Annotated in this window: 18 protein-coding genes; 11 read left to right on the top strand and 7 right to left on the bottom strand. The window is 34.2% G+C overall.

Annotated elements, in window-relative coordinates; all coding sequences use genetic code 11:
- Positions 1-4: 4 nt before the first annotated feature.
- Entirely contained in the window at positions 5-2,191 is a 2,187-nt protein-coding gene (locus tag H6622_10900; protein MCB9062021.1) for a hypothetical protein, read from the bottom strand.
- A 92-nt stretch (positions 2,192-2,283) separates the two neighbouring features.
- Here H6622_10900 and H6622_10895 point away from each other — a divergent pair, with 92 nt between their 5' ends.
- Both H6622_10895 and H6622_10890 read left to right on the top strand, forming a co-directional pair.
- Entirely contained in the window at positions 2,284-3,489 is a 1,206-nt protein-coding gene (locus H6622_10895; GenBank protein MCB9062020.1) for a hypothetical protein, read from the top strand.
- Positions 3,482-4,375: a hypothetical protein gene (locus tag H6622_10890; protein ID MCB9062019.1), complete on the top strand. Its 894-nt coding sequence runs from the start codon at positions 3,482-3,484 to the stop codon at positions 4,373-4,375. The genes H6622_10895 and H6622_10890 overlap by 8 nt, the downstream gene beginning before the upstream one ends.
- Before the next feature lie 3 nt (positions 4,376-4,378).
- Here the strand turns inward: H6622_10890 and H6622_10885 are convergent, their stop codons facing one another.
- From H6622_10885 to H6622_10870, 4 genes are all read right to left on the bottom strand, one after another.
- A complete protein-coding gene (locus H6622_10885; GenBank protein ID MCB9062018.1) occupies positions 4,379-5,353 on the bottom strand; it encodes a hypothetical protein in 975 nt (324 codons plus the stop codon).
- Positions 5,331-6,488, bottom strand: coding sequence for an aminotransferase class V-fold PLP-dependent enzyme (locus tag H6622_10880; protein MCB9062017.1), 1,158 nt, complete (start codon positions 6,486-6,488; stop codon positions 5,331-5,333). The genes H6622_10885 and H6622_10880 overlap by 23 nt, the downstream gene beginning before the upstream one ends.
- 106 nt (positions 6,489-6,594) lie before the next feature.
- Positions 6,595-7,698, bottom strand: a complete 1,104-nt coding sequence (gene nadA, locus H6622_10875; GenBank protein MCB9062016.1) for a quinolinate synthase NadA — start codon at positions 7,696-7,698, stop codon at positions 6,595-6,597.
- Between the two features lie 11 nt (positions 7,699-7,709).
- Positions 7,710-8,033, bottom strand: a complete 324-nt coding sequence (locus H6622_10870; GenBank protein MCB9062015.1) for a rhodanese-like domain-containing protein — start codon at positions 8,031-8,033, stop codon at positions 7,710-7,712.
- Between the two features lie 190 nt (positions 8,034-8,223).
- Here H6622_10870 and H6622_10865 point away from each other — a divergent pair, with 190 nt between their 5' ends.
- From H6622_10865 to H6622_10825, 9 genes are all read left to right on the top strand, one after another.
- The gene (locus H6622_10865; protein MCB9062014.1) at positions 8,224-8,997 is read left to right on the top strand and encodes a ParA family protein; all 774 of its coding nucleotides are present in this window, start codon (positions 8,224-8,226) and stop codon (positions 8,995-8,997) included.
- A 33-nt stretch (positions 8,998-9,030) separates the two neighbouring features.
- Positions 9,031-9,915 carry a ParB/RepB/Spo0J family partition protein gene (locus tag H6622_10860; protein MCB9062013.1) on the top strand — a complete coding sequence of 295 codons (885 nt, stop codon included), beginning with the start codon at positions 9,031-9,033 and terminating at the stop codon, positions 9,913-9,915.
- A gap of 130 nt (positions 9,916-10,045) precedes the next feature.
- Entirely contained in the window at positions 10,046-11,464 is a 1,419-nt protein-coding gene (locus tag H6622_10855; protein MCB9062012.1) for a hypothetical protein, read from the top strand.
- A gap of 8 nt (positions 11,465-11,472) precedes the next feature.
- A complete protein-coding gene (locus H6622_10850) occupies positions 11,473-15,030 on the top strand; it encodes a hypothetical protein (protein MCB9062011.1) in 3,558 nt (1,185 codons plus the stop codon).
- Positions 15,017-16,024 (top strand): prepilin-type N-terminal cleavage/methylation domain-containing protein, encoded by a 1,008-nt coding sequence (locus H6622_10845; protein MCB9062010.1) that lies wholly within the window; start codon positions 15,017-15,019, stop codon positions 16,022-16,024. Before H6622_10850 ends, H6622_10845 begins: the two co-directional genes overlap by 14 nt.
- 7 nt (positions 16,025-16,031) lie before the next feature.
- Complete coding sequence (locus H6622_10840) at positions 16,032-17,831, top strand: hypothetical protein (GenBank protein ID MCB9062009.1); 1,800 nt, start codon at positions 16,032-16,034, stop codon at positions 17,829-17,831.
- 190 nt (positions 17,832-18,021) lie between these two features.
- Entirely contained in the window at positions 18,022-18,825 is an 804-nt protein-coding gene (locus H6622_10835; protein ID MCB9062008.1) for a hypothetical protein, read from the top strand.
- Between the two features lie 97 nt (positions 18,826-18,922).
- Positions 18,923-20,182 (top strand): Glu/Leu/Phe/Val dehydrogenase, encoded by a 1,260-nt coding sequence (locus H6622_10830; GenBank protein ID MCB9062007.1) that lies wholly within the window; start codon positions 18,923-18,925, stop codon positions 20,180-20,182.
- A complete protein-coding gene (locus H6622_10825) occupies positions 20,182-20,694 on the top strand; it encodes a hypothetical protein (protein ID MCB9062006.1) in 513 nt (170 codons plus the stop codon). Before H6622_10830 ends, H6622_10825 begins: the two co-directional genes overlap by 1 nt.
- Before the next feature lie 4 nt (positions 20,695-20,698).
- Here the strand turns inward: H6622_10825 and pfkA are convergent, their stop codons facing one another.
- Both pfkA and H6622_10815 read right to left on the bottom strand, forming a co-directional pair.
- Entirely contained in the window at positions 20,699-21,670 is a 972-nt protein-coding gene (gene pfkA, locus H6622_10820) for a 6-phosphofructokinase (GenBank protein MCB9062005.1), read from the bottom strand.
- 7 nt (positions 21,671-21,677) lie between these two features.
- The gene (locus tag H6622_10815; protein MCB9062004.1) at positions 21,678-23,222 is read right to left on the bottom strand and encodes a 2,3-bisphosphoglycerate-independent phosphoglycerate mutase; all 1,545 of its coding nucleotides are present in this window, start codon (positions 23,220-23,222) and stop codon (positions 21,678-21,680) included.
- Positions 23,223-23,419 lie beyond the last annotated feature (197 nt).

The following is a 23,419-nucleotide window of genomic DNA, read 5'->3' as shown; positions in this document are numbered from 1 at the left end:
ATCACTAGTATTTGGTTTTAATGAGCTCCTTTAATAATGATATAGCGGCCTCTTGAGAATAATTGAAGGTTTTACATAAATTATTTAAAACTTTTGTAATGAGTTCTCTGCCTTCTTTAGACATAGGAGTGGACTGTCCATCGTCATTTAGTTCGGAAGTGAAATACACAAGATTATTTGAAATAATTTCAATAAGTTGTTTTTGTTCATTTCGAAAGGATTCTTGTAGCCTGCTTACCAAGTTTGGAAACACGTCAATATAAATTATTGTAGTGTGAGGATTATCTAAATAATAGGCGCCAAGTTTTGAGATTAAATGAGAACGGAATGTTTTTGGATCCTCTTTCAGATTTATATTTTTTTCGAACTCATTAATAAAATATTGATCTGGATCTTCAAATCGATTAGAGAACGCATTTTTAATTTTTTCTCCCTTGATCATAGCATTTATGTTTTCAACGTATCGTTTGATATATTCTTCGTAAGACCTATTGTCTACCAAACCAAGACACGAGCGTAACTCTTTATCGAATTCATCGAGTGAATAATCGCGTAAGAGATTAACAAAATGGCCAGGATGATGATAGTCGCCCTGAGGAGTCATATTTAAAAAGTCAAATTCATCCCTTTTTTCTATAAGTTGCTCTAGAAAATCTAATACCTCTATATAGGTAATAGATTTATATTCAGCGACCAAATCGAAAATAATTTTTTTCATTTCTCTAGGGGAAATACCAAATTTTCCTTCATAAAGGTTAGAATTTATATATTCATCTCTTATTTCTTTGATATTTTGCTTAAGCAGCTGTTTACTTTCAGAGTCTAATCTCTGTGGCAGAAATTCTTCACTTAGTAATTGTGCTTTCTCAAGTGGAGTAAGTGTGGTCACAATCTTTGCCAATTTATTATTTTGATAGTGTTTTGCCAAAGGTGAACGAAGTCTTGTGAAAACTGCAAACATACATAGAGCTCTAATTGCGTGTGGAGCAAACTGAGCATTATCTGAAAGACCTTGGACCTGATCTTCGTAAATTTTTTCTTCTAGTATATAATTTAAAAGATAAGGAACTTTAATAAAATTAAAACGGCCCTTAAAGGAATTAAAGTCGGGATGTTGTTTAAATGCTGTTAGATGGATCTCATTTGAAGTACCAATAAAGAATATATCAAGTTCAGTTAAAATACCTTGAAGATTTATGTTTCCGCTTTCCATCGTTTGCAAAAGATATTTAAAAGTGTCAAGAGGCCTTTTCAGTAGATCAGAAAATTCCAACACTCCTCTATTGGCCAGTACAACTTCTCCTTGAGTTGAAAACAAATTGAGCGATTGTAAACTCGGAGGAAGAGAGGCAAGTCTTTTGTCCATTGTAATTTGTTGTAATCTTGCATCAACATGAAGTTGAGGTTCAATTGTAACTGCTCCGTTAGAATATCGCTTGCTGATTTCAAATCGTTCAACTCGAATGTGTTTAAGTACATCAAAATGATTGCCTTTATAATTCTTTAAAAGAGCATCATAGATAAGTTTATTTCTTTTTGATAAGTCCCCTCGGTATAGGTAGGTTTTTTTGATCGCATCTAAATAATCTATATCATTTTGAAAAAAATCATCAAAAAGCTTTTGTCTATACTGCCTAGGAATGAGAAGAAGTGGATGATCTTTTAGCTCAGAGTTTAAAATGGCATTTATATCTTTATCATCTAAATAGGCATAGGTATTGATAGAAGTCTCAGTAGGAGAACTATTTAAACCTAGTGTTCCTTTCACAAAATTATCAATAGGAAAAACCCAACTGAAAGTGTAGAGTTGCCCCTCTTCACTTTGAGAATAATTTTCAAGACCTCGCATCATTTTTTTGACAAGACTAGATTTAGAAGATCCATTTGGGCCAACTAATAAAATAAATTTATTATTGAGACCTTCTTCATAAAAATTAACGAGATTTCTGTAGATTTGCTCTTGAGTGTCATACTGCCCATGAACTGGAGTTGTCTCATCATCCTTTTGGAGAAACAAATTTAAATGATCTTCTGAATCTCTCCCATAAAAATCAAACATATCTTTCAGATAAACAAAAGAAGGTCTTGCATGTTGTCTCGGAGTTCTTTCAAATAGAGTGTAATAATCATGGTAAGAAAGGATATTTCTTTCTTTTTTATTTTCGCTGTTTGCAATTTCAATCCAATCCATATTACTTCCTTGTTATTTTCCCTCTTATATTATAGCTTTAAGTTTATGGCAGCGCCAGTATCTAGTGAATCCTCAAAAAGGAGAATTTTTTTATGAGGAAAAATTTTCTTCTTGTCCTTTTGATGGGTTTTGTTGTTTGTCTCTTCTTTTTGGGAAATTCTTATTTAGAAAATGAAAAAATTATCAACAGATCTAGTAACCTTATTGCAATTCAAGAAGCGATTAAAGAAGTAAGCAAGTTGTGGTTTGAAGGTGATTTTTCAGACTTTCTCTTTCGTGAAAAAATCTCTTGCAGTAATCTCGAACTTTTAAGACGCCTGGACAATGAACATTTACGTTGCAATCCAAAATTTCTGGATTGCTACTTTGAATCACAAGAGAAAAATAAACGTCCTCATATCCAAACTAATGAATCTATGGCCTACATTGAAAAAGTAAATGGCCAATATTTGAATGTGATACCAAAAGAATTTTCTTCTGGTATCGTAGGCCCTAGATTTGGTTATTATCTCAATATACATACCTCAAGAATGAAAAATGAAATCTATAAAGTCCTGTTAGAGGATACGTGTCATGAGGCCTATCTTCCTCAAAAAATTTATGCCTATGGAGAAGTTGATCCTAAAAAAGAGTTATGGACTTGGGATAATCATGGACGACATCTTTTTGTCGATAAACGCCCTGTGTTGCGCAGTGAAATAGAAATTTGGAAAAATATTGGATATAAACTTAGAAATGATGAAGACTTTATGGCCGCCTCTGATTTAAGTATTGAAGAGATGCAACTGTTTTGCGCTTCAAGAGGAAAAAAACTACTTCAAGCACATGTCTTCGATGCAGCTTCTTTCAAACCTGTAGATCAAGGTAGACAGTTTAGCGTTCCAAGCAAACTTCGAGGGCGATACCCATGGTCAAATAAGAACAGTAAAAGTTTCCTAAATATTGCTGCAGACCTAAATAAAGAAAATGAAATATATCAACTTAGACCTGAAGATTGCAAACTTGCATGGGTGAAAGGTTGCCCAGAACTTCTCCCTAATCAAGACCCTTTATTTTCTGGATCATCTTGGACTGGCATTTTTAGTGTCATTGGAGGAGGTCTCGAAGTCATGTATAACCCTATTGAACCTCAGAAAAACCTAAAACTTAGTGGACAGTTTCTTGAACCACATTCAAAATGGCACGAACTAGGTAAAAGAGTTTATTGGTCAGATGAGAATCGTCAAATTCAAGAATTTGGTGGGAGTGACCAATATCTGGTTGGGTTTCGATGTATGAGAGAAGTTTTTTATGATTAAACTTTGTTTTTTTATTTATTCTGCTTCTCTTTTTGCAAGTCAACTTTTTCATAGTGATTTTGATCTCTTCAAATCTCACCTTATTCTAGCAACTTCTCATTCTGTGATTGTAGAAAAAATTGATACAAATCTTAAAAGTGGGAAAAAAATAATTCATCCCTACAATACCTTTAGGCCATTGTTTTCATTTTTGAATACTCAAGAAGAAAAATTTTGCTTGATCTATAAGGTACCTTCTAATGAGACTTCATCTAATGGAAATTTAGAGTTGATTAAAGTAAAAAAACAAGAACTTTGCTCATTTGCCAAAGGGAAATTAATTAGCAAAGTCAGTGAGATAAAAGATCTTGTTTTAAAATTTTCATTTTATAAAAAATCGAAAATGATATTTAGTTTTAATTATAAAAATGATCCAAGAAAATTTTCAATAAATTTTTATAATCTATCAAAAAACATAGATGACAATTCATTTAGTAGATATGAAGAAAGTTCAACAAAGAATTTTATAAAAGGAACCTTTATTTTAGATCCAAATTTTGTTCCCATTCAAAATGTTTCCCTTGGAAAAAAAACAGACACATATTCTAATGGAGCAGTTGCCTGTCAGCTCTATGATGAAAATTGTAATATCAAATTGGCCAACAAATGTTTCCAATGTAAGTATGGATATTATGGAGTCATATATTCTAAATGCCCTGGAAAATATAATAAATATTGTGGAATTGATAGATGTGGAGAGTTGGGCTCACCTGCTTGTCCAAGAGGAAATCTGTATACTGGAAAATTTCTGAAAACCAATTGTAAAAGTGAGAATTCTGCTGGATTTTGTCAAAAAGGCTTAAAAGTTGTTTGCGATGAAACAGGAAACTTCATTTGCAAAGATTAACAATTATAGTGTATTTGATCTAATTTTATGGCCTAGAAATTGTGCACTTCTAGTCTCTTTACTGTCCCCTAGGCCCTTTTCACATGTATCAATTTCATAAAAATAAGAGCAGGTTTGAATTGGCCATGTCACAACTGATAAACTCTTATTCAATTCTTTATACTCTCCGTTGAATACTAGTTTTAAGAGATGAAATTTTTTTGAATCATTTTGGATTTGTATGACTGGAATATCTCTGATGTTTCCAACTGCAAATCGTTCGCCTGTTGTGATGATAACTTTTGGTCTGTCAAATGGAAGTCGCTTAATAAAAATAAGCAGAGGATCATCATTGTCACAGTATAGTTGAGTTTTAGGAAAATCTGTAAATGAAATTTGATCTCCTCTGGCAAAACCAACACAATTTGAACCAAAATTTGCCAGAACTACAAGTGAATCCACCTTCTTAAAATTGAGTATACTTTTTTGTTTGAGATATGTAAGTATTGAGTCCTCGTATAAGTGATCAAGATCTGTTTCTTTAGGACGTTTAACAATATGAATTAGGCCAATCCTGTTTTTACCACTTTTTAAAATGATATTTTTTTCTGCAAGTTCATTTTGCAAAGGACCTCTAATCCTCTCAATATTACTACCTAATAATTTAGAGTTTATTTTTTTATTATAAGGAGAAGAAATTCCGTAAATGTCAAATATTCCACTATCACTTTCTTGAATATCTCCTAAGTGAATTGACTTAAACGAATTTCCAAACTCTTTTTTTGAAATATCCACGTATTCGTGAAGCAAATCAGTCTGATTATTTTGAGCAAGACTACTGGCAGTAATCAGAAAATATTGAACATAATTTCCACTTTCAATAGGTTCAAGAAGACTATTTTTGGGCATACTTCCCAAATTGGCCACTTGATGTGAACAACCCAAGACAATCAGTATTGCAAATATGTATTTATTTTTAAAAGCTATCAATCTTACCAAGTTTTTTATATGCCTTTACTAAGGCCTCAAAAATTTCGTCATAAACGTCTAGTGAACAACAGGTTCCCAAGCTAATTCTGACAACCCCTCTTCCAACCTCATCACTAACATTCATACTTCTAAGCACCCTTGAAGTTACTGGTTCATTGTCAGAACATGCTGAAGATGTAGTCACAAATATATTCTGAGCTTCTAGCTCAATTTGTACTGCCTGTCCATGTACTCCTGGATATGAAACATAGGTAGTTGACGCCAATCTGGGAGCACTTTCTCCCATAATGACAATATTTGGGAAAGCTTGTTTCAGTTTATTTTCAAATTCGATACGTTTCGACTTGATTGCTTCGAGTCGGTGAAAGTTTTTTGTAATTGCATCTAAAGCAACGGCCAAAGTTTCATTTCCAAGATAATTTTGTGTTCCACCCCTTAAACCATTTTCCTGTCCTCCCCCAATAATGAGAGTTTTCAAATTTGTTGGCCTTTTTGCAATGAGAATTCCCGTACCCGTGAGGGCCCCGACTTTATGGCCGGCCACAACTGCAAAGTCTAATCCCGATTCCTCAAAATTAAAGGGATATTTGCCGATATACTGAGTCGTGTCACAAAAATATGGTATATCCGATTGTTTACAAATTTGAGAAATTTCCTGAAAAGGCTGAATAACCCCTGTCTCGTTATTGGCGGCCATTACTGCAACTACTGCTACTCTTTTATGGTTTCTAGAAATTATTTTTTTTAGATCTTCTACATCAACAACCCCATTTGGAAGAGTTTCAATAATTTCTAAATCATATCCTTCGCACTGGTAGGACTTGGCAGTTTTAATGACGGCCGAATGCTCAATTCCCGATATAACCATAAGGCCTTTACCTTCTGATTTTTGCCCATGCATTATGGAATGAAAAACAGTATTAATCCCCTCTGTAGAGCCAGAATTAAAAATAATTTGTCTTGGAGTCGCACCTAAATTTTTTGCGCAAACCGATCTTGCATTCTCCATGGCCATTTTTACTTTTTGTCCTAAATAGTGAATTGCATTTGGATTGGCAAAAGGACCCGAGATAATTCGGTTAGTAATATATTCCTTAACTTCCTCAGCAAGTGGCGCTGAGCCATTGTAATCTGCATAGATCATGTGAACCTCATGTTAATGAATCTTTATAGCAATTTTGGTACAATCTTGCCAACATAACAGCAAATCGAGTCTATTTTTATCGCGTCATGAGAGAGCTAAATTATCCTTAAGTAATTTTAAACATAGCTTCAAGCGCTCTTAGAGAAAACTCCCTCGTTGTCTTATCCACTTTGATTACATTTATGGGATTATTGTTTTTTATGGCCCGCATAGAGGCAAGCAACCATCTTGGGCGAATTCGATACATGGTTGTACACAAACATTGATAAGGAGAGAGGGAGATTATTTTTTTATCAGTCATTTCATGCGCTAGACGATTGACTAAATTTATTTCTGTCCCAACTGCAAATTCACTACCTGCAGGAGCTCGTTTAATTTTATCTATTATATACGCCGTAGAACCAGCATCATCCGCAGCAGAAAAAACTTCAAAATTGCATTCAGGATGAACTATCACTTCCATCCTAGGATTATTTTTCTTAATAGTTAACACCTGTTCTTTTGTAAAACCTTGATGTACCGAGCAAAGTCCATACCATAATATAACTTTTGCGTTTTGAATTTGTTTGGACGAGAGTCCTCCATTTTGATAGTTTGGATCATAAACAACCATTTCTTCAAGTGGTATTCCAAGTTCAAAGCAAGTGTTTCTACCCAAATGTTGATCAGGAAAGAAGAGTAATTTATCCCCTTTTTCTAAGGCCCATTTGATTACTTTTTTGGCATTGCTTGAGGTACAAATACTTCCTTCATTCTTACCAACAAAAGATTTTAAACTTGCAGCACAATTTATATATGTAATAGGGACAATTTTTTCATCTGTAGCACTTTTAAAAAAACTCCATGCTTTATTGATATCTTCAGCACTGGCCATATCCGCCATAGAGCAACCTGCTCTTAGATCTGGTAGAACTACTGTTCGTTTCCCATGTGTTACGATATCAGCTGTTTCGGCCATAAAATGTACTCCGCAAAACATAATATATTCTGCTTTTGTCTCTTTTGCTTTTTGGGCCAATGCTAGAGAATCACCTTTGATATCAGCAAAGCGGATAATATCATCTTGCTGATAGTGATGGCCTAAAATAATTAGCTTTTCTTTCAACTCAGCTTTAAGTTGATCAATTTCAAAAAGAACTTCTTCATCGCTAAGTTCAGTTTGAGTAATAGGTTCTGTATTTTCAATGTTATTTCCAAATAGATCTATCATATTTCTCGAATTTATCTTTCTACTGGAAGTCCGGCCTTCTCCCAATCGAGAATTCCCCCTTCTAAATTATAAAGGTCAGTAAAGTCATTATCTTCTAAAATATAGCAAGCGCTCATACTTCTTCTACCGCTTCTACACTGAATTATTATTTGTGAGCCTTTTTCAACTTTAAGATTTTTAAAGTTTTCCTTAAATGTACTTAAAGGCATGAATATGGCCTCTTTAATATGTCCTTCATCCCATTCTTCTTGTTCTCTGCAATCAATTAATGTCAGTGACTCTCCAGCATCAAGTTTATCTTTTAGTTCTTGTACAGTGAGGGATTTAATAGGCATGACCTTTCCTTTTGAATTTTTCTTCACTTCTAGCAAGAGAGGAGAAACATATCGATATGCAGTGAGTCTAAAATAAACTTTGTAAAAAAAGAATATTATAAAGTAATTTTTTTGACGAAGTGTTTTTTGTCTTCATACAATTTAGATGCGAAAAACTTTTTCGTTAAAACGCGACAAGGAAGGGGGTATCATGGAAGTTATCACAGTCGCCAATAACAAAGGCGGGGTCGGAAAGACCATGCAGTGTTATCAACTTTTATGTCATCTAGCAAATAAGGGCAAAAAGGTCTTGGCCATTGATTTAGATTCACAGGCCAATTTAAGCTCAACATTGAACGTGACAATTCAGAGGACACTAATTCCTGAATGGCTGATTGGCGATGTTGAAACAGAGGATGTCATCGTTGAAATTGAAGGGGATGATGAGTTTTACAAGAATATAAAACTCATTCCTTCGAGTAGGCATCTTGCAAATTTATCAAAATTACTTATTTTATCTGAGGGTGAAATTCGTAAAGATGCAGGAAGAAAAGAGAGGCTTCTCAAAAAGAGATTGAGTGAAGCAAGTTTAGATTTCGATTATATTGTCATTGATACCCCTCCGATGTTAGGAGATGAACTTATCATGTCTCTTGTTGCTAGTGATAGGATACTCATACCCACTCAAGCACAGGATTATTCAATCGATGGACTTGAAGAATTGATGGATACTTTTGAGATTATTAAGGATACAGAGAATCCAAATCTTCAGTTTTCAATAATCCCTTCCATGTTTAATTCAAGAAGGAAAATTGAAAGACAAAGAATCGGTGAGCTAGCTCAATCATTTGATATAACCCCTCCTGTGCGTAATCTTGTTCAGATGCAAGAATCAATTTCTCTAAAACGACCAATATTTAAGTTTGGAAAAAGAAGTAGAGGAAAGCAAGACTATGATGCACTTTGGGAATCGTTAGATCTATAAAGACTACATTTCTGAATACACAGGGAGAGTGTTATGGCAAAAGAATTTGCACCAAGAGTATCTAAAAGAGAAAGAGACTCAATTGATTTAGCACAAAAAGTAGGTCAGGAAATTTTTAATTTATCTGACGATAAACTACTTCGAGGGGCCAAGCTGACTGAGATAAAACTGAAGGACATCACAGTTAAGGCCCAAGTCCGAACGAAATTCAATGATGATTCAATTAAAGAGTTGGCAGCAAATATTAAGGCCAATGGTCTTATTCAACCACTTGTTTTGAACAAAGAAGGTGATAAACATATATTGATTTGTGGAGAAAGAAGATTTAGGGCAATGAGCTCTATAAATATGGAGAAGGCCCCATGTTTTGTTTTGGATAATAAATCTAAAGAAGAGTTAATGGCCATACAGTTTTCTGAAAACTCCTCAAGAGAGGCCCTACATTATATAGACAAGGCAGATGGAATTTATAATTACCAAAAAGCAACAAAATCAAGTGAGAGAAAAATAGTCGAGGCCCTTGGAATTTCAAAAACTGAAGTTCATAGAAGCTTGATCATTGCAAAGCTGCCAAAGAATATTAAAGAATCTGCAAAAGTTTATGACATTGAGAAGTATGTATTAATTGAATTTGCAGCAATTCCAAATAATAATCTTAAAAAAGAGATATTGAATAAAATAAACGCAGGTGAAATAACAAAAAGGGCGCAATTAAAAAAGGCCCTTAAAAGTGGTAGTGCAGAAGTTTTACCTAAGTCAAAAACAACTAAGAAAAATGCAATTTCAGCAGATGTGTCGGCCAATGCATTCATTAAGGCAATGAACGCAAAATCCAAAGATATGAATATTGACAAAGAAACTCAAAAAATACTCAAGAGTTTAATGGATGAATCTAGAGAACTTGTTGATGGTGTGTAGGTAAAGGCAAAAAAAATTGGCATTGTTTCAGATGTAGTTCAGATATATTTTCAATAAGATATAGGAAATATTTCTTATTTTTTAACCTCCTGGAATATGCTTGATGTGGGGAAGTTTGATAGGGAGGGGTATGAAATCTATTCTTTTGATTTTAAAGTTTTTCTATAATACAAAAAAGTGTTTGAATCAAAAAGGCGGAACACTCTTAACAACTGTCGTTTTAACAGCAGGAATGACCGCAGCGGCAGTAACAATTCTAGATTTGACAGATATTGGGAAAAATCAAGCAATTCTTGCTCTCAATGAGGATAAAGCGCAATTAGCTAACTCTAGGCTCTTATCTGCAGCTGAAAATATGATTTCAGCAAATATAATTTGGTGTCGCGAATATGAAGGTGAAATTTTAGAAAATTCATCTGTTTCAGGAAAATGCATCTGGGGTGGTGATAAATTAAAAGGAGTAACCCAAGATGAGTCAGTTAAGGCCCACCCAAATGATTATAATTTTGAAATCCCTACTTCCGAAGAAATTAAAACCGAGGGATTTGAAAATTTCTTAACCTACAAATTTAATAAATATAGTGATAATATTAAAAGTGTTGTTGGATCTACATACATCGGATTTAGGCTAGTTGACTGGTCAAAGGAAAATACTTACGAAAGTCTCATCGGTGGAATTCCGCCCAAGAGTCTTTTATATGACAGTGATACAAAAGTTGTTCTCGTCAAGGTTAAAACTAAGTTCACTCCAGAAAATCTCGGAAACGATGAGACACAAATCAAAGATGAGGATGCAAAATCTTCAATTGTATCTTATTCTGATGTGAGAAGACCCTTTTCTGAACTTCATATCAATGCAGGAGCGGCCGATATTAGTTGTGCGGCCTACTGCCAGTCAAATATAAGTATGGACCCGAATTTTCCATGCAGGGGCCCTCAAGAATTCCTAGATTCTAAGGCCAAAGTTCCTCTAGTTATTACAAATAAGGGTCCTGGAATTATCTATCGCCTTTCATTGGATGTAAAAACAACCTATAATCCTAAATACTACACAGATAAGTCTGGGACTGGATTTCACAGATCTTTAGACATAGTAAGTAATACTGAAGAGCCTCTACTTCCTGGACAAACAAAAAAAATTACAGATTACGTTGACTGTAAATACATGAAAAAAATTGTCAAAGAAGAGAGACTAATAACACAAGCCACTTCAAACTCTTCTTTGATAGGGAAATCGGAAGATGCGGGAACATCTTTAGAAAAAAGGCAAGAGCAGCATCATGATGATGGAGGTCAAGTCGACTATTCTGTAGAAGTTTCCTGTTTTGATCTCGATGCTGCAAATAGAGATGAATTTATAGTAACTAATGTAGAATGTAATTCTCTTCCTGATGAATATAAATCCAAATCTCTTGCAGTATTGGAACCAAGCCGAATTTTTGAGCCTGACTGGTCGAAAAAATATAGTGAAATTGGTCTTCCTGTACATGAAGAAGAATTTGCTGAAGTTAAGACTATAATTCGATTTGTTGCAGTGCCAAGTCATTAGGAGAGAATATGAAAAATATTTATAAGAATATATTTGGTTTTTCATCTACTGAGTTATTCGTGTCGGTTGCAATACTTGGAGGAGCAGGACTTGTTGTTACAAAACTGATGCAAACTGCGACGCAAACAACAGTTAAAATTCAAACATCAGTTTCCCTTTCAACCTATGCAAGTCAAATATTGAATTACAGTAAGGATAAATATTTAAACGTTGAAGATACTTCGTCTGAAGATAAGTTACATACGAAAGGTTTATGTGAGCTAGTAAGTTCTAACTTAAGCAGTGGAGTTGGTCTGATTGAGCTTAATTTGTTTGATTCAAGGAAGAGTGAATCTGATCTTTCTAGTTCTCCCACATTTTCAGACTCTGAATGGAATAAAATTCCAAACTGGGAATTAGTAAACTCCATTCCTGAAGAAGATATCTTTGATAGTCACCCTTGCATTGTGGAAAAAAATTTCGTTGAATCGAATTACTTTAAATGCTTCAAATATAAAGACTCAGAGGGAATTCTTGGCTCAGACAATGTAGGAGAGACAACTCCTGAAAAACATAAAGATTTAATGTATGGTGTTGTTGAAGTCATTCCTATGAATTTAAATCCCATTAATGATAGTGGGGCAAAGCTATTTGATATTATTGATCTTACTTTGAACAAGAACTTAAAAGATGATGTTAAAGATATTGGTTTTAGAATTCGTAGTGTCGTAGCTCTAAGAACTTATAATCCTGAAAATAATGATAATGATCCCATCATCAAAATCAATAGTAAGGAATCATTTTTTTGGGCCGGAAATATTGATTATTGCCACTCAAATGGTGCAAAACTTAGCATGACGGGAACAATCCCTGGTACAGGAGATCCAGATTTGGTTGTTAATACAGGTTCCTTTAATTTAGTTAATGATAGACCTCCCGTTGTAAATGTTGAATATAGTAGATCTCAAGTTCAAACCGGTTTTCTATATGAAGTAAATGGCCAAAAATTTATTAAGTCTGATGTAGAACAAAACGTTGCTGTATCATGTAATGAAAAATGGTTTAGATGTCCTTCTGAGTCAAGTTCTCAAAGAGAATATGATGATCTTTTTGTACAAACTAATTTTGAATTTAATAGAGAGAGTAAATCATTAAATGGAAATTTAAATCCACGATTTAGACCAGTTGCTCAAATCAAAAATGGTGAAAAGGATTATAATGTTTCTAACGGGGATCTGGATACTGTTGTTGAATTAACGATGGGACATGTTATAGAGACAGAGAATTCCGTTATTCAAGAATATATTCTTGTCAGTGAACAAGAGGGTAAAGAGGATGAATACTATAAAAAAATATATGATTTAAATGAAAAAGTATTCAAAGAAGAACCATTTCTTGAGTTTCCAATGAGAATCGGAGGAGAAGCTTCAGCTAGAAGTGGAATCTATAACCTCGTATTTAATATAAAAGATAAAGGAAGTATTAACTCGGCAAATAATCTATGTAGAAAAGTTTGTCTTCCATCTACACAATATAACTCTAAAGAAGGAAATCAACTTTTTAAATTTATTCTTGGTTACCACCTCATAGATGAAAGTGGTAAGAGCTTTTTCAACGAACAGATGGATATTGAATCTCCTGAAATTAATTGTACAAGTTGTTACACAAAGGCCTGCGATAGATTTGGATTAAAAACCTTTGGCCCCATGGAAAATTTGCCGGCAGAACCACTTGATTCACAATTTCCTGAGTGTTCATTAAAAGCAACTTCAAGTATAAATTTAGATACGTTTCAATCGACAACGAATAGTATTTCAGGTGATTTAAATGTTCATAAGTGTGTATCTGGAAAAATAAATGATTCTGGTCAATTAGAATACTTTTCAAGACCATGTACAGATCAATTGCCCATTTTATGTTATGTTTTTGGAGAGTATAGACTTTACAAAGATTTTGGAGTTGATACCACATTTTCTATTAACTCGTACTCACAGTATGAAGCTGATAAAAAATGTTTATTAATGGGGCTTGAGTTTTCTCGAAAAGAAAATTTAGAAGATATGTTTGATACTCAAGAAGTTTCAAATAAAGCTGAGTTGGCCCAAGGTCTGATGGATCCTGTAAAGAAATCGCCCAGTATTTCTTTGGTGAACTCAAGTGATGGTAATTCTTATTATAAATATGTCAATCTTGCCAAAAGAGGAATATTTATTGCTCCTGAAAATTATTCACAAAAAGGTCAGTTAGAAAGTTTTTTTCATAATTCTGATAATCTCGAATCGGCATACAAAGAATTTTGGGTTGGAATTGAAGGAGATCATTTTGGTTTTCCTCTCCCTCATTATGAGTATCTCAATGATACAATAAATAGTAATGCCCAAAGATTTGCCATTCACTTTAATGGAGGAGGACTAATTCAGGCCAGAGATATCAATTACGATATCTATTCTGCTTTTAAAAATCCAAGTAGTATGAGACAGGGAGCTTTGCTTTTTCATTCAATTCAACATAGAGGAATACTATTTACGGAAGAAAATAGACCTTCAAAAGTTGGAGTTTCGAATCATGTACCAGACTTAACGAAAAGAAAAGCGTTTCTTTGTGCAAAAGCAGAAAATGACCCTAATGGTAAGTTAACCCTATCATATTTTAGATCTGATAAACCAAGTTTTAACGGTGAAGCAAGGGGTTTTGATAGTAACAACAACTGGTTTAAAAGCAGTGACAATCGTTCTGAAGATATAAATGATGGTAATATTCAGTGTAATAATGCTGGAGGAGTCTTTATTCCACCAATTACACCTATGTCTCTACTTAAATCTTATTCTTTAGTCCAGCCCATTCATTACAGACATACTTTTCCAGCACATAAAATTGGTGGGATTTCAGAAGGTTTTAAATTTATAGATATCTTCGACAATCCAGCTGATGTTTCTCAGATTTTAGATCCACTATGGGTTGCACTCGTAAAAGAGAATGATAAAGTATTCATTCAAGGAACTGATAAATATGTGCAAAGACCTTCCCAGATAGAAATTCCTTCTATCGCAAGTTCAACTTTTATGGAAGGTTTATGGAATAGTTCTGTAAAACTACAAAGTGAACCTGCTGATGAATTAAAATCTAATTTAGATATGTATGGTTCACTTTATTTGTATAGAATTGATCCATCCAAAAATGATGGTTCAAAGGCCTGGTTTAGACGAAAGGCGTTTTGTATAAATGATGGTTTAAACGCTAAACCTCTTGTTGTTGATAAATTTGGGAATATTGTCTATAAAAAATATGGATTATATGTAAAAGGAAGCGACTGTGAAGATGATATTGCTCCAACACATCTGGCATGTTTCAAAGATATGGGAAATTTCAATTATTCTTTTTCATTCAAAGAATATATTGACCAAAGCACCACATGTGACGAAGGAATGGTTAAATTAACAAAGTCTTTTTTTACTTCAGATTTTTCAACAAGTGATTCAGATTTGGCCCATAGGCATTATGCTGGAAATTTTAAAAAGTTTATTCAAATTAAAATAGCATTATCGAAAATGGGAATTGATCAAAGGATTGTGATTGAAAACAACTGAAAAAGTAGACTCCAGGGGGTTTTCACTTGTTGAGATGATGGTTGCAGTTACTGTATCAACTTTATTGATATACTTAGGGCAACATCAATACATCGAGATGCAAAAGCATAAATTTAATTCTGAACAAACGATAGAACAAAAACATATGCAAAGGATCTTATTTATTAAAATGGTCAAAAGATCGAAGGATATTATTTGGCGTTATTTTGATATGGATAATACTCTAATGAATGACTCTGAAACACTTTTATCGAAAAAAGTTGATTACTCAGAAAATAATGAAATCTTAACCGAAATTCAAACTTCTATGTCCGATATGATTGTATCAAGAGGGTATAATAATAAAAATGAAATCCCTTTCCTTGTCGATTCTCATACTAAAGAAGTTTATAGAAGAATTGAAATCCCAAATGAAAACGCAGATGGTGGACTAAATATAAAATTAAACCTTGATTCAACATTTATATCAAGATGTTCACCTGCAGAGGGTCTATTGAATATGAATGATGATAAAATCGATAATCAAACTAAAATAGAATCAATAAAAGGATTAACAAGAAGACCTTTTGTTTATAAAAAAAATGGCAAAGACAAAATTTTCGTTAGATGCTGTCCTATGGGTTCTCTAGGCAACTGCGATGATGGTGATATTGAAACTGCTCCAATGAATTGGTTTCCTCAACTCTTCATAGTCGAATATGGTCTCAAGAGTGATGGTTTATCAACAGATTATTCGATTAATAAAATGAAAATTTCTCAATTTCCAGTTTTAGAAGATACTCGCGCAGTTGAAGGCGCAGGTTTTGTAACTTATTTCAATAAAGAAAAAGATAGGCCATCTCTCATTGAGACTTACTATTTTATCTTAGGTAATAGATGCGAATTTCAAACTAGAAAAAATAAAGGAACTCTATCTCCATACGAATTATGCAATGATTACCAAAAGAAAACTAGAATTGGGCTCAGTTCCTATCAAAATATTCCTGGAAACTAGGAAAAATATGAGGCAAATATTTCTCATACTTCCTCCACTTTTCATCTATATTATTTATGTTTTTGGACTATTTTATCAGAAACCTAATTTTGAAATTTCAAAAATTTCTGATGAAATTCGAACTCAATTCAAAGTAAATTTAAAAGAACTTCCTACTCCCGAGTATGACAAAGTTCTAGGTTTTACTCCTTCTAAACAAATAATTGAGCTTGGGAGACTACTCTTTAGTGACACCATATTATCTAGGAATAATGATGTGAGCTGCGCTACGTGCCATCTGACAAACCATGGATTTGCAGATGGAAACTCGTTGAATGTTGGGGCATTAGGTGAGGGTGGCCCAAACGGTGATAATGTTGGAGAAAGTTTTGCAACAGGTAAATTATCTATCAATAGAAATACTGGAAGTGATGGACTAGGAAGAGAAGGTAAGAGATTCATGTTCAGAAATTCCCTCTCAACTCTTAATGTTGTTTACAGAGCTGATCCTTACAAAAATATAGGTCTTTTCCATGACGGAAGGTTTGGTGATTTAAAATTTCAAGTATTGCTGCCTATCCATACAGGAGTGGAAATGTGTGGAACAAATCCAGTTCCTCACCCTCTATATAACAAAAATCCTTTCCGTGAAAATGGCCCGATCTTTAAAAATAAAAAAATACTGATAATTCATTCCCACTACGCTGATCCTCATACAGGAATTGATACGGGTAGATTTAATGTTCCTAAAGAAATCATTACCCATGTACCAACATTTAGAAAAAACGGCGCACTTTCAATACCTACCCGAAATGAATGTTTGGCCATTGCCATTGCCAAATTACAAAACTCTGCAAAATATATGGAACTATTTAAAAATACTTTTAAAAATGGAAAAATAAACGATCGCAATCTATCACTTGCTCTCGCTTCTTTCGTATCAACTCACGTTGCAAACAACTCGCCATATGACCGATTTGTAAAAGGTGAAAATATACTCCCTTTAAATGAACTTATTGGACTTGGAGTATTTCTTACAGATATAGGCGAAAGTTTTCGATTAGGTGATAAAAAATACAATGGTGCTGGTTGTGTATCATGCCATGCTCCTCCATTGTTTGGAGATGGATTTGCTTCCCTAGGAATTAAAAGTGACAAAAGAAGTCCACTCACTCAATCTGCTCAACTTTTCCAAAGTGGAACAGGTTTTATAAGACCGGGTGACTCTCCATTTGGAAGAACTCCAAAGTGTATCGTTTCAGGAAAGACTCATTTTGCAAACACAAACTACCATCCAGATATTGGAAAAGGTATTATTGGAAAAAACCTTACTGATTGTTTCCAATTCAGAGTACCTCAATTGAGAAATGTTATTGAAACCTACCCTTACTACCATCATGGATCTGAAAGAGGCGAAGGGATATTAAAGGATTTCAGAGATTTGAAAAAAATAGCAAGACAGACACTTCGTAGAGTCATTGAATATCACCTTAGGGGGCCAGTGGATTTAGATTTTATTGCAAGAAAAAAGGCCGGATCAGGCTTTTTCGATTCATTTTTTCAACTTGATCCTCTTATTCCATACCAAAATATGAAATTCACTAGGCAACCTAAAAGCAATATGCTTTTTCCAGTACAATTGAATAATTTTGAGATTGAAGCACTATTAGATTTTATATCCTTCAGTCTATGGGATCAAAATGCAGTTAAAAAAGGGTATTTTGACAATTCACTCAATCACCCTAAAACTGTTCCAAGTGGCCTTTTGCCAACCATTTCTAGAGACGACGGTAATCAACTTGAATTTTTACCTTTTGATAAAGAGTAGAATAATTGGTCTCCAAAGAGTTAGAAGAAACATCGAGTAAATCTGGAGTTCAGTGGTATGTTTTAACTCAACTTTTAAAAGTTCACCTTTTACAATCATCTCTCTAAAATTGGCAAAAAATTTGCAGTACAATAAGCTGGAGAGCAAAAATATTATGTTATATAAGGTATTTAGGTCATTATTCCAGAGTATGAAAATACTACAAACTGTAAAGAAATTAGACAGTCTGTGTATTTTTGCACTTATTTGTAGTGCACATAAAGCAAATGCAGATGACAAGACTCAGATAAATCCAAATAGTACTAAAAAGATACAAAGTCGAACAATCGCAAGCCATATTCCAGACGATGATCTCACACCGACCCCTCTTAGACCTAAAATCTGGATGGATTACACATTTGTCCATGATGAGGCCGGTATTTATCAACAAATGATAGACAATTGGAATAATTGGGAGCGCTATGACCATGAGTATAAAGTCTGGAACCTTAGTGGATTAAATATTTCAAGACCAGACGAAACAGAAAGAAAGAATAATTTAACAAAAAATCTTATTAAATATGCCGATAGAAGACTTTCCGGTGAAATTAAGCATGCAGAAAAAGGATCAACTTTGGCAAAAGTTGGGAGCGTTCAAAAAGCTCTAAAACCTTCTACAAAAGTAGAATTTAATAAGAATTACAAACTTAGACTTAAGGCCAGGTTAATAGAAGGAAACTTAAAGCTCAATTTCATTAATCCCTATATCGTAAGTTATGCAGATTTAAATCGTAGTGGTGAGTATGGGATTCACCTCTTTAAAAACTTTGAAAAGCAAAAAATAAGTTATAGTTTGGATTATGCAGTAAATCAAAATTCATATGTTTTTAATCTAGATAAAGAAGTTTTTTATAATATAGACCTCTTTATATCTTCTTCTCAAAATGACAAAACCCTTCTTTTCTCAAAAGAATCAAATGCCACAGTGGGTCTAAGATATGATATGGGCCTTTAGAGATTTCGATAAGATGTTCTTGCCATAGCTAGATTTTTGTAAGAAAAATTCGCATAATTATTTAAAGAAAGTACTTAATACTCTTTAAGGAGTTTACATGAGCTTATTTGATAGTCCCTTATTTAAGGATGCTTTTGAACAATTAGAAGAGGCCTCTCAAGTTGGAAATCTAGATCCAAATATCGTAGAGAGACTAAAATATCCCAAACGTGCTCTTCAAGTTGCTGTTCCTATTCGATTAGATGACGGAACAGTGAAAACGTTCATGGGTTACAGAGTTCAACACAATATGACTCTTGGACCTGGTAAGGGTGGAATCCGTTATCATCCAAAGGTTGACTTGTCTGAAACTGCGGCACTTGCGATGCTTATGACGTTTAAATGTGCTCTCGTAGGTCTACCTCTTGGAGGTGCAAAAGGTGGAATCCAAGTCGACCCGAATGAATTATCTCGTCAAGAGCTTCAGTCTCTTACAAGAAGATATGCTACAGAAATCAGCATGATGATTGGGCCTCAAGTTGATATCCCTGCTCCAGATATTGGAACAGATGGACAAACCATGGCCTGGTTTTTAGATACTTATTCACAAGAGAAAGGTTACACAGTTCCTGGTGTCGTCACAGGTAAGCCTATTGCAGTTGGTGGCTCATTAGGAAGGGCAGAGGCCACTGGTAAGGGAGTTGCGTATTGTATTAATTTTGCTGCTGATGAAATTGGAATGGATATTGGAAGTGAAACAACTGTGGCGATACATGGTTTTGGTAAAGTTGGTATTCCAGCGGCCCAAGATCTTTATGAACAGGGAGCAAAAGTTGTGGCCGTCTCTGATGTTTCAGGAGGGATTTATGACCCAAATGGAATTGATATTAGAAAGGCCGTTGAATGGGTTCATGAAAGAAAGTTTCTAAAAGATCTTCCTGGTGCTCAACATATTTCAAATGAAGAGCTTTTGGGACTAGATGTTGATATCCTCATTCCTGCGGCAATTGATGGAGTTGTTACAAAAGAAAACATGAGAAATGTAAAGGCCAAGATTATTGCTGAAGGTGCAAACGGACCACTTACTCGTGAAGCAATAGAATATTTATCAGGAAAAGGTTCCTTCATTATTCCAGATATTCTTTGTAATGCTGGAGGTGTTATCGTATCTTATTTTGAATGGGTTCAAGGTTTACAAAATTTCTTTTGGGATCTTGAGCAAATTAATGGAAAGCTACATTACATTCTTAAGCAGTCTTTTGAAAAAGTTGTCCATACATCAAAACACTATAATATTGATATGAAAAAGGCAGCTTTTATTGCTGCACTTGAAAGACTACAAAAGGCGATGAGATTAAGAGGGTTGTTTCCATCATAATGTTTAAATATACAATTATTTTTTATTTTTTATTTCTATCTTCTTTGAGTGCCAGAGTTCTTGAGTACAAGATTTCTGGTCTCAAAGAAAAGAAATTTGAATTAAAACAAGTTTGCAAATCTCAGAAACTTCCTACAGGGCCAATTGTTACAACAGAAGGTATACAAAAAGTTGACTGTATGGGAGAGATTGTAGATGTGAATAAGTTTTGCGAGAAAAATTCAAAAGGTGATCCGGATTTTTTAAGAGGTATCGCTGATTCCTCTGATGGAATTGTTGTGTGCCAGAATGCAAAAATGGCCGTACTTACAATTATTTGTGACGAAAGGGATGGGCATCTCTGCCAATCACCAAAATCAAGTTGTCAAAATCTGAAATCTAAATTTGCAAGAGGACATAAACTCTATCATTCTTCACTTGTAGGAACCAATAAAAACGGTAAGCTTAAATGTTATTTTACAAGTGATTCCGAATTCAAAAATGAAAAAAACGTTGAGCGCGTAAGTCTTTAGAATCTTAAATTGATAGCTTTCTTGCTAAATCTTTGTACTCTGTCAGATACTCTGTTTTCTTTTTTAAACAATCCTTTAAGTCTGTAACTTGAACTTTTCCATGGGTATAGACAATCGCATGTTCAGTCTTTCCCTCAAGTAAACTCATGACGGCAAGATTTCCCATTTTAGACGCTAAAAATCTATCTAGCGGAGAGGGATTTCCACCCCTTTGGACATGACCTAAAACACAAACATGAGACTGTAACTGATGCTCCAACTCAAGTCTCTTTTTGAGTTCATAACTTATATCACCAGGTTTTTCTCCCTCTTCAACGATAATTATTGAAGACATTTTACCTCTTGAGAGTCCTCTTTTTATATCATTTGCAAGTTGAGCACAATTTAGCTCCTCATTTGGAAAAACAATATTCTCAGCACCAGAGCATACCCCTACATGAAGTGCAATTGCTGGTGATCTTCTTCCCATAACTTCCACTATAAAGGTTCGGTCATGTGAAGATGCAGTATCTCGTATTTTATCTACTGCTGAAACCGCAGTTGATACAGCAGTATCAAAACCAATTGTATAATTTGTTCCTGAAATATCATTATCTATAGTACCTGGAATTCCAATGACTGGAAAAGAATGTTCCGCATGTAAGAGATGAGCTCCATTAAAGGAACCATCTCCACCAATAACAATTAGACCATCAATGTGTTGAGACTTTAATATATCATGGGCCTTCTTTCTTCCCTCGACTGTTTTAAATTCTTCACAGCGGGAAGTTTGAATAACCGTTCCTCCATGTTGGATAGTATTACCGACAGAAGCAGCATTCATTTTGCGAAATTTACCCTCTAAAAGTCCTAAATACCCTCTTTGAATACCATAGACTTCTAATCCTTCACCCAAACCAGTTCTAACAACAGAACGAACGGCCGCATTCATTCCAGGAGCATCTCCTCCAGAACACAAAACTGCAATTTTCTTCATCCTAACCTCAAAATATACTTACACCTTCAAAATTATCTGGAGGTTTTATCCCCAACACCGATAATATTGTAGGAGCAATATCCTTTAAAGCGAAGTTATTTTTATTAAGTTTAAACTTTTTGTTTTTAAATTTCGAGTGTACTAAGCAAAAAGGGACATTTGCATCAGAATGTGAAGTATGTGGTGAACCGTCTGGATATTTCATAATATCGCTATTTCCATGATCAGCAGTAATAATTAGGGCGATACCATCTTGAAGACATTTCTTTGCTATTTTTTCTACACATTGATCAAGGGCCTCAATTGCTTTTACTGCTGCTTCAAAGTTTCCGGTATGTCCTACCATGTCTGAGTTTGCAAAATTAACACAGTAAAATGAAATTGATTCATCATCTAGTTTCTCTCGTAATTTATCAGCGACTTCATAAGCACTCATTTCTGGTTTCTCGTCATACGTTTTCACTTCTTTTGGTGAAGGAATGAGGATTTGTTCCTCTCCTGGAAAAGGTTCCTTTCGTCCACCATTAAAGAAATAAGTAACATGGGCATATTTCTCAGTTTCAGCTATTTTTAATTGTTTTTTACCAAGAGCAGATAAATACTCTGTAAGTCCTCCTGGAACTGGCTCTTTATCAAAGAGTATGGGTAATTCGACTTCATCTTGAACATAAGGAGTCATACATAAATAATAGGGAGGTATAAAGTCTCTTTCAAATTCTTTGAATTGACTCCAGTTGAAGGCCAGGGCCAGTTGAATCATTCTATCAGGCCTGAAATTTAAAGTGAATAGACAATCTTTTTCAAATATTGCGTATTCTCTTTTAAATAAAATAGGATAGATAAACTCATCATATCTTCCTTGAGCGTATTCCTCTTTCAAATAAGAAATTGGGTCAATGTCGAGAATCTTTCCTTTTGCACAAAAAGTATCCATACACAATTTAATCTTTTCCCAGCGACGATCTCTGTCCATTCCAATTGAACGTCCTTGAACAGAGGCCAATGTGAAAGAATAATTTATTTTAAAGTCTAATAACTCTTGCAGGTATTTTATTCCACTATCTCGTGAAGTGTCTCTCCCATCCATAAACGCATGAACAAAGATTTCAATTTTTTTATCTTCATCATTCAAACACTTAATAACTTCTTTTAAATGATCTATATGAGAGTGTACCCCACCATCTGAAAGTAGTGTTACAAGATGTACTCGCCCACTATTATTTCTTGCCGTTTTTATAAGTTCTTTTAATTGAAATAAATTTTTAAAAGTTTGGTTTTGGATAGCTTCATTGATTCTTACTAAATCTTGTCTAACTGGTCTTCCTGCACCAATATTCATATGTCCAACTTCGGAATTTCCAAAAACACCTTTTGGAAGTCCAACTCTTTGACCTCCGGGTATAAGAGTTGTAAATGGATAATCAGAAAAGAGTTTATCTAAACATTTAGTGCTTGCTGCTTGAATTGCATTTGACTTACTCTCTGGATTTATGCCAAATCCATCAAGAATCATTAGAAGACAGCGCGTTGCGCTGTTGAATACTTCACTCATGATTTCTCTCCTTTTTTGTATATTTGTAGCATATGTGAAATTCATTTTCTAAGAGGAAATTAGAGAATGAAGAGTTAGATTTTTTTGGGTAAGGTCAAAATTCTTAAGTAGATTCATGTTAGAAATTTCAAATACCAAGATTCAACTATCAATTTTAAGGAAAAAGAGATAAATAAATGTCAATTTTTTGAGACTCT

Source organism: Halobacteriovoraceae bacterium, from assembly GCA_020635115.1.
Taxonomy (GTDB): domain Bacteria; phylum Bdellovibrionota; class Bacteriovoracia; order Bacteriovoracales; family Bacteriovoracaceae; genus JACKAK01.
The sequence above is the reverse complement of the archived record's forward strand: the minus strand, read 5'-3'. Positions and strand labels throughout refer to the sequence as shown.